The following is an 11,790-nucleotide window of genomic DNA, read 5'->3' as shown; positions in this document are numbered from 1 at the left end:
TATTTTTGAGGTGAAAATATTGAAGGAATTTATTTCGTGTATAATAGTTACATATAATACAGATGAAAACATAATAAATGTAATAGATAGTTTAGAAAAACAAGTGTCTCAAATAATAATAGTAGATAATGGTTCAAATGATAAAACAAAAAATATATTAAATAAGTTTTTAAAAACAGAAAATATAGATATTATTTATAATTATGATAATTATGGAATAGCCAAAGCACTTAATATTGGAATAAAGAGAGCGTTAGAATATAAATCAGATTGGATATTGACTTTGGATCATGACAGTATATTAGATAAAGATATGATTTCTAAAATGTTAAATTTTTATAATAATCTGCTAGATGAAGAGAAGAAAAAAGTAGGTATATTAGCACCTGAAATTTTAGATGTATCTATAAATAGAAGCTACTATAACATAGAAGAGAATATAAGCTATAAAAAAGTTGAACATGTAATACAGTCAGGTTCATTGATTAAGGCATCTATATTTAAAGATATAGGATTTTTTAATGAAAAATTATTTATTTATTATGTAGATACAGAATTTTGTTTTAATGTTCGTAAACATAGATATGAAATTTTTATGGTAAAAGAAGCAATACTTTTCCATGAAGAAGGTAAAAAAGAAAGAAGAATATTTTGTGGATTAGAATTCACTTATGATAATTATAGTAATCAAGCTATATATTATATTTCTAGAAATTCAATATATATGTTTAGAAAATATAAAAAAATTACATTCATAATGAGGATAATATATGATTTCATAAAAATATTATTAGCTGAGCCTAAGAAAATAAAGTATTTATTTTATGGTATTAAAGATGGGGTCCTAAAAATATATGGTAAAAAATCAAAGTGGTAATAATATACGTATCTAGTGTTTCTTAGAGTTTTATGCAACACTAGATACGTATATTTCTACTTTATATCATTAAATATATAATCTCTCATTTGTTGTTTAGCGGTTTCTATATCGAAGGTTAAATAATATACACCATCTATCATAGCTCCTTCACAATAGCCATCTCTAGGAAATCTATCTTGTTCTAAATTATTTCCAATTCCTAATACATTAGTACCTAAGGAAAGAATATCTCCTGTATTTAAGTTAGTTTGAACATAAGGTAATACTTTGTTTAATAATGAATTATAAGAACTTACAGATGCAGAAGTTAGTTTGTTAAATAAAGCTTCTAGCACAGTTCGTTGTCTTTCAGTTCTCTTATAATCTCCTCCACTAGTATATCTTATTCTAGAATAAGCAAGGGCTTGTGTTCCATCTAAGTGTTGAACACCTGCATAAGTAATGTTAGGTGAAGCTGTTCCATCCCTATTATTAATATCGTTTATATAGTCATTTATATATTGTAATTCTTCTTCGGTAATTTCTATATCAACACCACCTAGAATGTTTATAATAACTGGTAATGATGAAAAGTTAACTGATACGAAATCTTCTATATTTAATCCAAAGTTTTCATTGATTGTTTTAATTGAAAGTTCAGGACCACCATAGGCATAAGCATGGTTAATCTTATCATTTCCATAGCCATCAATATAAACGTAAGAATCTCTCATTATAGATGTCAACTTTACTTTATTATGAATTGGATCTACTGTTGCTATCATAATAGCATCTGAACGACCAGTTTCACCATCAGTTGAATCTAGACCAAATAGTGCTATATTTTTTATTTTATTTACATTATCATAATCTTTTAAATCTTCTTCTACAATTCCTAAGTTATCCTTATTTAATTCAACGTTATCCATTTTATTTATTAAACCTATAACATATCCACCACCTACAGTTAATATAGCAAGTAAGATACATAGAAAACCTATAAATATTTTAAAACCTAGAGATTTTTTCTTTTTTACTTTCGTAGAGCTATTTTTCTTAGTTTTTGTCATAACAACACTCCCCTCCAATTAAAAATTTTATCATCTTAACATTGTAGTGTAAAGTTTTAAAAGTAAATGACATCAAAATGTAATAAATACATTTGATTAGGATAGCAATTATAATGTATAATTTAAATAAACATATTGTTTAAGGAGGGGAAAAATGTTTAAGACATTTAGAAAAAACATAGTAATGTTACTTATAACATTTATTTTCTTTACCATAATATTTAATATGAATTCTTTAAAGATAGTGAGAGCAGATATATTAAATAGCGTAATTGAAAATAAAGAGACTAAAGATAACTTAGATAACAGTAACTATTTGATTATAGATGAGAATACTTCTATAGATAATAAAAAAGAAGTATTAAATGGGGAAAAAGCTAAAAATACTGATCAAACTATACAAGAGATAAATAAAGAAGAAAGAGATGAAGATGTAGGTAATTCTTCAGAAGATAATTTAGAAGAAAATATTGAATCTGATAAGAATATTAATACAGAATCAAGCATTAATATTGATTCAGCTAATAAAAGTGAAAATGAAAACTCTCAAAGCATTAGCAGTGAAAATTCTAGAAGTTTAATATCGGGAGGAAATATAGTGGGATATCAAGCCCATGTAAGTAATATAGGATGGCAAGAATGGGTATCAAATGGATTAACAGCAGGAACAACAGGAAAGTCTTTACCAATAGAAGCTTTAAATATTAAATTAGAAGGTTTACAAGAAGGAGTAAGTTTAAATTATAGATCCAATGTAAGCAAAATAGGATGGCAAGAATGGGTATCAAATGGAACAATGACAGGAACTACGGGTAAAGCATTATCAATAGAAGCTATCGAAATAAAACTTGAAGGAAATAATACTTCATATGATATTATGTATAGAGTTCATATTAGGGATATAGGATGGCAAGAATGGAAAAGTAATGGTGAGTTAGCAGGAACTACTGGTAAAGCAAAACCTATAGAAGCTATCGAAATAAAACTTGTTGAAAAGCAAAATATTAGTGAACTAAAATACCAAACACATGTATCTAACGAAGGTTGGACTGATTGGAGTTTAGATGGAGTAACTTCTGGTAGTACTATAGATACTCAGGTTGAAGCATTCAAGTTGATTTTAAATAAAGGACAAGAATCAATAATAAGATATAGATCCTATATTAGAAATACAGGATGGCAAGAATGGAAGTCTAGTGGTGAAATTAGTGGAACTGAAGGTAGAAATTTACCTATAGAACAAATTGAAATAGCTCTTAATAACGCTCCAGATAGATATACTATTGAATATAGGATAAGAACAAAAAATACTGGATGGAATGAATGGAAGCAAGATGGACAAACTGCTAGTAGTAATGGAGATATAATTACTGGTATTCAAGTGAAAATTAAGGACAATAATTCTATTCCGTATGTTTCATATCAAACCCATGTTAGAGATATAGGATGGCAAAATAATGTTTCTAATGGTGAAATGGCAGGAACAACAGGAAGAGCTTTATCAATTGAAGCTATAAAAATAGATTATAAGGTTGGAAATTTAAATAGTGGTATTTTATACAAAGCACATATACAAGATATAGGATGGCAAGAATGGGTATCAAATAGCGAGGTGGCAGGAACAACAGGAAGATCTAAGCCGATAGAAGCTATTCAGATAAAGCAGGAAGTTCCTATTAAGGGTTATAAGTTAAAGTATAGGGTTCATATAAGAGATATAGGATGGCAAGAATGGAAGTCTGAAGGCGAAGTGGCAGGAACTACTGGTCAATCAAAACCAATAGAGGCTATAGAAATAAAGTTTGATGAAGATAATTTAAGAACAATCGTTATAGATCCAGGTCATAATTTTGGTGGAGATGATGGAGCTTATGCAACACATTATGGTACAACATATATTGAAAGAGATATAAATATGCAAATTGCTATGAAGCTAAAGAATACTCTTGAAAGTAAGGGGTTTAATATAGTATTAACTAGAAATCCTAATGAGAGAGAAACTATAGATATGAGGAAAAGTCTTGAAAAAAGAGTTAATATAGCAAATTCAAGTGATGCAGAATTATTTATTAGTATACACCAGAATGCTTCTACTTATGCAGAAGCAAAAGGGGTAGAGGTATATTATAGTTCTGCAAAGCCTAATAATGGAAATGCTAATAGCAATAAAATAGATATAAGTAGGCAGTTAGCAGAAAATATTTCAAGGTCATTATCTAGCTATATTGGAAGTAATAATAGAGGAGCAAAAGATGATGATTTCTATGTTGTAAAGAATACTATTATGGCGTCAGTTTTAATAGAATGTGGATTTATAACTAATTATGAAGAAGTCAAAAAACTTGTTGATTTAGGTAATCAACAAAAAATGGCAGAGGTAATTGCTGATGAAGTTATAAAGTTAATAAATTAAATAATAAAGTCAATATATATGATTTTGATATATATTGACTTTTTTTGCTGAAGTATAGTAGATATTATGTTTACTATATAATTTTCCTATGATAGAATCTAAATGTACCTAAATTATAATACAATTTTATATTTCAATTAAATTACCCTTTTCAAGTAGAACTTTTAATGGCTTAAAGTTGTGATTAAGGGGGAGAAAATATTGAAAAAATTATCGTTTACGTTGAGCTTATTATTTATAATTGGACAGGTTCTTTTACCGGGTATACCAGTTAGTGCAACTACTGTAGATAATAACAGCAATACTGTTATAAGCCAAGAGATAAAGAATACTGAGAAAGCAAATGATAATGAGGAATTAGAAAAAAAAGATAATGAAAAACAGGAGAATAAACAAAATAATTCTAATGTAGACTCAGAAAAAAACTTAGGTGAAAGTGGATTAGATAATCCAAATGAATTAGAAGAGATTCTAAATGAAAAGTATAAAGATACAACAGAAGAAAGTATTTTAATAGAATCAGAGAATTTTTCAAATGAAAATATAAATATTAAAGAAGAAGCTACATATAAAAACCTAGAGGATAAGGAAGAAAAGGACATCCCTGTAGAATTTGGTGAAGTTTACGAAACAGTTAAAAAACCAAGAAGTAATACTTCAGCTATGCCAGCCAGATTGGCTACTTCTCAATTAGATACTAATTATTATTATTCTAAAGAAGAATATGCAGAGGATATGAATGCACTAGAAAATATTGAGTACTTAGTGAAAAAGACTGATTCAAATTTTGAAGTAGTATTATCTATGGGAGATGGAGTTTATCAATATGCAGATTCAGCTGAAACTATAGAGGAAGCAATAGAGAAAGCAAATTCATCTACTTTGAAAGCTAAAAGTGTTTCAAGTGCAATTCCTTCAGTAGTAGATAGCAATGGTGTGATGGTATACTCTACTAATGCTATGGGAAGAATATTAAAACATATTGGTGGTTATCCATATTATGGATCAGATAAGGTAACATATGTATACAGAGATTCTAGTAAAAGTAGAGCTTATACATATATTAATCAAGGGTATGTGGATGATGTTCCTGTCATTGAAGATGTAGGAACAGCAGCTAAAGTTCAAGTAGCTGGATATACAGGATGGATTAATAAAGATACATCAGCACAAGAGTATGATATGATAATTGTTCCATTAAATAATGTTAAAAATCCAAGCTATTATGAAAATATTAATGGAGAGTTATATCATTGGATATCAATAGATATAACTACAGCAGGAAAGGGAAATAAAAGAAGAATAGGTGTAGCACCTAGTTTTATGAAGACAGGTGTAAAATATTATAGTTATGATGGAAACTATTTTTATACAGACTTAAATACATTAATTAGTGATTTAAAAGTAGGAAATAAAAATAATGCAGTAAATTCTAATGAAGCATACTATTCTTATTTTCAGTATCTTCCCTTTAGGAGTAAAACAGTTTATACAGCTTCTGAGTTAGATAGTTTTATAGCTAGCCAAACAGCTAGTAATAGTAAGCTTAGAGGATCGGGACAAGCATTTATAAATGCTCAAAACAAGTATGGTGTTAATGCTGTCACCATGTTAGGTATAGCAATTAACGAATCAGCATGGGGACTATCTACATTAGCATTGCAGAAGAATAATATATTTGGACTTGAGGCATACGATTCTAATCCGAATGATGCTAAGGCATTTAGTTCGGTGGCACAATGTATTGATGAATTTGCCTATTATTGGATTTCAAAAGGATATGGAGATCCTCAAGATGATAGATTTTATGGTGGTTACTTAGGTAATAAGAGCTTAGGTGCTAATGTAAAGTATGCTTCAGACCCATTTTGGGGTGAAAAAGCAGCTTCATATGCCTATTCTAATGATGTCTATTTAAGTGGAGGAAATGTTTCAAGTCTAAATGACTATAATAGTAATATATTAGGTATGTTTATTAAACCAACTAAGGTTTTAGATTCATCTGGACAAACATTATATGCAGTATCTAGTTCATTAGATTATAATTCTACTTATGTTGGAACGCCTGTAGTATTAAATTCACTTACAAAGTATAATATAGGTGGAAGAGAATCTTATTCTATAAATCCAGATAGAACAACTGCACTACCTTCAACAGGAGGAAGTGAGTTTATAGGAACTTATGATTGGAATATAAAAGGATATATTGAAACAGATTCTGTTAAAATATTAAACTCAGTACCTATAACAGGAATATCATATAGTGCACATGTTGCAAAAGACGGATGGGGAAGTTTGGCTAGCAATGGTGAAACTGCTGGAACAACTGGTAGAAATTTAGGCTTAGAGGCTTTGATTATTAATCTTGAAAATATGCCATCAACTGCTACTATAAAATATAGAGCTCATGTACAAGATATAGGATGGCAAAATTGGGTTTCAAGTGGTCAAATAGCAGGAACAGTTGGTAAGGCTAAAAATATAGAAGCTATACAAATTGAAGCCTCTGGTTTACCTGAAGGTAAGACAATTATTTATAGAACTCATGTGCAAGATATAGGTTGGCAACCATGGCAAGTAAATGGTGGAATAGCAGGAACAACTGGGCAAAATAAGAAAGTAGAAGCTATTGAAATTAAAATTATTGATTCTACGAATATATCTGTAGGATATAGCTCTTATGTTTCTCAACATGGGTGGCAAAATTATGTTAATAATGGATTAACTTCGGGAACAACAGGTGAAAATAGACCTATGTATGGTATGAAAATAAATGTTAATACAGAAATACCAGGAGTTGGTGTTAAATATAAAACACATGTTCAAGATATAGGATGGTTAGATTGGTCTTCTAATGATGAAGTTAATGGTTCAATTAATCCAATGAAGAAGATTGAAGCTATTAAAATAGAATTGACAGGAGCACCAAATGGATATCATATTGAATATAGGGTACATGTACAAGATATAGGTTGGCAAGATTGGGTTAGAGACGGACAACTTGCAGGAACAACAGGAAAGAATAAGAAAATTGAAGCTATTGAAATTAAAGTTGTTAAAGATGACGGTATTGATGTTCTATATAACACTCATGTACAAGATATGGACTGGTTGCAAGAAGTTTCAAATGGTGCTTTATCAGGAACAACAGGAAAGAATAAACAAGTTGAAGCTATTAAAATTAGAGTAAATAGTGGACTTTCAGGAGTAGGAGTAACCTATAGAACCCATGTACAAGATTTAGGCTGGCAAGATTGGGTTAGCAATGGGGAGCTTTCAGGAACAACAGGAAAGAATAAACAAGTTGAAGCTATTGAAATAAAATTAACAGGAGTACCATCAGGGTATCATGTTGAATATAGAGCACATGTACAAGATATAGGTTGGCAAGATTGGGTTAGAGACGGACAACTTGCAGGAACAACAGGAAAGAATAAACAAATAGAAGCCATTGAAATTAGAATTGTTAAGGAATAACTAAAAAGGATAAAGAGTTTACTCTTTATCCTTTTATTAAATTTTGGATTATAGACTTTTTTATATTAAAATAGTATAGTGATATTATAAAATTAATACAAATGATAAATGTTAAATGAGAAGGATGGTAATTATTTTGATTAAGATTAGCGTTATTATTCCAGTATTTAATTTAGCAAAAGTTATTGAAAAAACTTTAGATTCGGTTTGTAATCAGTGCTATAAAAATTTTGAAATAATAATTATCGATGATGAGTCTACTGATAATAGTATTGAAATAATACAGAAATATTTTATAAATAAAGATGTTAATTATAAATTAATTAAGCAAAAAAACAAAGGGGTTAGTGCTGCTAGAAATAGAGGGATAAAAGAAGCTAAAGGAGATTATATATTTTTTTTAGATGGTGATGATTATATACATAAAGATACTTTTATGGAGTTTGTAAAAGAAATAGAAAATACAAATGCAGATGTATTATATTGTGGTTATTCTACTGTGGATAGTTATGGAAACATTCAAGTAAAAGTGGATACAAAGATAAAAAAAATAATGACAGGAAAAGAAATGGCATTAAATATGATTTATGCTAGAGAATATATCAATATGATAACTGGGATGTATAAAACATCAATAATAAAAGATAATAATATTAGATTTGATACTAATAGGAAGTATGCAGAGGATTTTACTTTTACAATAAAATGCCTTATTGCTAGTAAAAGAGTTAAAGCAATTGAAAAAAATCTTGCATATTATGTAAGATGGATTGGTTCAAGTACACATATTTTGAGCTTAAGAAAATTTGATTCATATTTTTCACACATTGAAACTCTTAAGTACATAAATGAAAATTATAATATAAATGAATATAAAGATATAATTAAGGGGATAGAAGAATATAGAATTCCTATAACAATTATGGGGATTTATAGTGAGTTTTGCAAAAGTAAACTGTTTGAAAAAGAAATTAATGATTTTATAAATAACGAGGAAATAATTGGGTATTTAAAAAGCTTTAAAATTAATGATTTCACAATATCAAATTTAAAATACTATTTATTATCAAAAGCAATATTATACTTTCCTAAAGTTGTTAAAAAATATTATAAAAGTTAATTTAAATTTTAAGAAAATATATGGATAGCTCAATGATAAAAAATATTAATGCAGTAGATGAGGTTCAATTAGTTATATTAAAGACAATAATGGTTCATATATTAGAAGAAGTTGATAGAATTTATTCTAAATATGGAATATAATATTATTTGTATGATGATATATTATTAGGAACTATAATCCAGGGATGATTTATTCCTTGGGATGATGACTTAGAAATAAGTGTGCTTAGGAATGATTATAACAAATTTTTAGAGGTTGCAGAAAGAGAATTAGACTATAGGTTTTTTCACAAAGGTTTAAAACAGATAAATACTTATGATATTGAACATGTTCTAAATAATAAGTTTAAGTTTAATTTACAAAGTAGAATTTCTTAATTTATTATGAAAAGCACTATGAGGATGAGAATGAAAGAAAATATATTAACAAAATTATATGGAGATCATATAAAACTGCGGACAATTGGTGAAAGAGCTTGGCATGCAAAAGAAATCAGAATTAAAGATTGACATAAGGAGAAAAAATGAGTAATAAATCAATTTCTAAAAATGTAGTATTTAAATTTATATTAAATATATTCAATATAATTATTCCTATATTAGTTGGACCTTATATTGCAAGAGTATTTAATCCAGAATTATTAGGACAAGTTAATTTAGCAGAATCTTATATAGGATATTTTTATATTTTTGCAACATTTGGTATTTATCAATATGGCTTAAGGGAAATTAGTAAAGTTAGAGAGGATAAAGGAAAGTTAAGTAGTGTTTTTACTAGTTTAGTTACAATAACTATTATAACTAATGTAGTTACAACTTTAGCTTACATAATATTTATTAATTTTAAGTTTGGAGGAGAACCATCATATTCTACTTTTTTAATATTATCTTTTAATTTGCTTTCTAATATATTTTGTACTGAATGGGCAAATGAAGCTTTAGAAAATTATGATTTTATTACTATAAAAACTATAGTAGTAAGGTTAATTTATGTTGTGTTATTGCTTGCTTTAGTAAAAGGTGCTGGAGATTTCAAAACTTATTTATGGTTATTAGTTATTTCAAATATATTAAATTATGCTATTAGCTTTTTCTATATAAAAAGAAAAATTTCTTTTGATTTTAAGAGTATTCATATATTTAGGCATATAAAACCGATGTTTTTAGTTGTTGTACTTTCAAATTCTGCTATTTTATTTACTCAGTTAGATAAAGTAATGATAGGTGATTATATAAATGAAGCAGCTGTTAGCTTTTATTATATGGCACAGAGGATTATGACTATAATAAGTACTATGACTTTAACTGTAATTCATGTTACATTACCAAGACTTACAAATTATTCTGAACAAAATGAAGAGAATTATATAGGGTTACTTAATAAGATATCAAAACTTTATTTTTGCTTCTTATTTCCTGCAGCAATAGGAATGTTTGTTCTTTCGCCAGAAATTATTAAAATATATGGAGGAGATAAGTATCTAGAAGCAATTTATCCAATGGCAGCTTTTGCATTATATATGGTAGTTACAGGAGTTGAAGGAATATTAAGCAATCAGATTATTTATGTAAAGAGGCAAGAGAAAAATCAAATTATTATGATATTTGTTTGTGGAATAATTAATTTGATAATGAATAATTTATTAGTTAAATTTAATATATTTACTCCAACTACAGCTATATTTACAACAATGATTTCATATGGTTTAGTGGTTATATGTGAATATATTTTTATAAAGTATAAGATGAAGGTAAATATTAGAATATTTAGTTTAGATAAAATGAAGTATTTGTATATTTCATTAATATTTATCCCAATAACTTTACTAATAAGAATATTTGTTAATAATTATTTAATTATTGCAGCACTTGGAATTATTATAAATGGATTAGCTTATATTCTTATTTTATTATTAATAAAGGATGAGATTTTTTTCATGCTAATTAATAAATTTATATTAAAGGGTAAAGCGTTAGGGATAAGAGGAGGGAAAAAATGAGTAGAATTGATCTTATAGTTTTAAATTATAATGACTATAAAACAACATCAAAGTTTTTAGAGAAAATAAAAGATTATAAAACTATTGATCATATAGTAGTGGTAGATAATAATTCTTCAGATGATTCTTATGAATTATTACTTAAGTATAAAAGTGATAAGATTCATGTAATAAAAAGTGAAAAAAATGGTGGATATAGTTATGGAAATAACTATGGAATTAAATATGCTATGAAAGAATTTAACACAGAATATATTATAATATCTAATCCAGATGTATTCTTTGAAGAAAAAGTAGTTGATGACATGATAAAAATGTATGATAAGGAAGAAAGAGTTGCAATAGTTGCTCCAACTATGCTTATAAATGGAGAACTAAAATGGACTTCATGGAAGTTACCAAAGTTTAAGGATGATTTAATTTCCTTAAGTGATATGCTGAAGAGATGGTTAGGAGATAAAACTTTATATCCTAAAGAGCACTTTAATGGAGAATATAGTTTTGTAGATGTATTACCGGGATCATTATTTATGATTCCAGCTAATGTGATGAAAAAAATAGGATTTTTTGATGAAGATGTTTTCCTATATTGTGAAGAAAAGATGATGTCTAAGAGATTATTAGATAGGGGATATAAAAATATAATATTAAATAATATCACATATGATCATCAACATTCTGTTAGTATAGGAAAGAATATAAATAACTCAATTAAGATTTATAAACTTATGGCAGATAGTACATATATATATAATGTTAAATATAACAACATAGGGTTTTTAAAAAAAGCTATATATAAAGCTTTAGTAAATATTATGTTGTTAAGAATGAAGCTATCGTAAAAACAAA

At 27.4% G+C, this 11,790-nt stretch carries 9 protein-coding genes; 8 read left to right on the top strand and 1 reads right to left on the bottom strand.

The features are described from left to right. A partial coding sequence (locus tag ACQRD5_RS08115) for a glycosyltransferase (RefSeq protein ID WP_427746678.1) occupies positions 1–877 on the top strand: 877 nt, incomplete at its 5' end. 56 nt (positions 878–933) lie between these two features. Here ACQRD5_RS08115 and ACQRD5_RS08110 read toward each other — a convergent pair. After that, entirely contained in the window at positions 934–1,929 is a 996-nt protein-coding gene (locus ACQRD5_RS08110; RefSeq protein ID WP_291626511.1) for an LCP family protein, read from the bottom strand. Between the two features lie 154 nt (positions 1,930–2,083). Between ACQRD5_RS08110 and ACQRD5_RS08105 the strand changes: the two genes are divergently transcribed. The 7 genes from ACQRD5_RS08105 (at position 2,084) to ACQRD5_RS08075 (ending at position 11,783) form a co-directional block, all read left to right on the top strand. Next, a complete protein-coding gene (locus ACQRD5_RS08105) occupies positions 2,084–4,342 on the top strand; it encodes an N-acetylmuramoyl-L-alanine amidase (RefSeq protein WP_291626513.1) in 2,259 nt (752 codons plus the stop codon). A gap of 201 nt (positions 4,343–4,543) precedes the next feature. Then, entirely contained in the window at positions 4,544–7,819 is a 3,276-nt protein-coding gene (locus tag ACQRD5_RS08100; RefSeq protein WP_291626515.1) for a glucosaminidase domain-containing protein, read from the top strand. A gap of 136 nt (positions 7,820–7,955) precedes the next feature. Next, the gene (locus tag ACQRD5_RS08095) at positions 7,956–8,939 is read left to right on the top strand and encodes a glycosyltransferase family 2 protein (RefSeq protein WP_291626517.1); all 984 of its coding nucleotides are present in this window, start codon (positions 7,956–7,958) and stop codon (positions 8,937–8,939) included. Positions 8,940–9,133: 194 nt separating this feature from the next. After that, positions 9,134–9,319, top strand: coding sequence for a LicD family protein (locus ACQRD5_RS08090; RefSeq protein ID WP_321128928.1), 186 nt, complete (start codon positions 9,134–9,136; stop codon positions 9,317–9,319). Between the two features lie 6 nt (positions 9,320–9,325). Further along, positions 9,326–9,451 (top strand): hypothetical protein, encoded by a 126-nt coding sequence (locus ACQRD5_RS08085; protein ID WP_427746675.1) that lies wholly within the window; start codon positions 9,326–9,328, stop codon positions 9,449–9,451. Between the two features lie 14 nt (positions 9,452–9,465). Beyond that, positions 9,466–10,941, top strand: coding sequence for an oligosaccharide flippase family protein (locus tag ACQRD5_RS08080; protein ID WP_321128926.1), 1,476 nt, complete (start codon positions 9,466–9,468; stop codon positions 10,939–10,941). Beyond that, a complete protein-coding gene (locus ACQRD5_RS08075; RefSeq protein ID WP_321128925.1) occupies positions 10,938–11,783 on the top strand; it encodes a glycosyltransferase family 2 protein in 846 nt (281 codons plus the stop codon). The genes ACQRD5_RS08080 and ACQRD5_RS08075 overlap by 4 nt, the downstream gene beginning before the upstream one ends. Positions 11,784–11,790 lie beyond the last annotated feature (7 nt).

It is taken from the genome of Clostridium sp. SGI.024, assembly GCF_050315195.1.
Lineage (GTDB): Bacteria > Bacillota > Clostridia > Clostridiales > Clostridiaceae > Clostridium.
The sequence above is the reverse complement of the archived record's forward strand: the minus strand, read 5'-3'. Positions and strand labels throughout refer to the sequence as shown.

What these genes read in the sequence shown, in the direction of transcription:
- ACQRD5_RS08075 (WP_321128925.1), top strand. Translation starts at nt 10,938, where the DNA reads ATGAGTAGAATTGATCTTATAGTTTTAAATTATAATGACTATAAAACA.
- ACQRD5_RS08110 (WP_291626511.1), bottom strand. Translation starts at nt 1,929, where the DNA reads ATGACAAAAACTAAGAAAAATAGCTCTACGAAAGTAAAAAAGAAAAAA.
- ACQRD5_RS08080 (WP_321128926.1), top strand. Translation starts at nt 9,466, where the DNA reads ATGAGTAATAAATCAATTTCTAAAAATGTAGTATTTAAATTTATATTA.
- ACQRD5_RS08085 (WP_427746675.1), top strand. Translation starts at nt 9,326, where the DNA reads ATGAAAAGCACTATGAGGATGAGAATGAAAGAAAATATATTAACAAAA.
- ACQRD5_RS08105 (WP_291626513.1), top strand. Translation starts at nt 2,084, where the DNA reads ATGTTTAAGACATTTAGAAAAAACATAGTAATGTTACTTATAACATTT.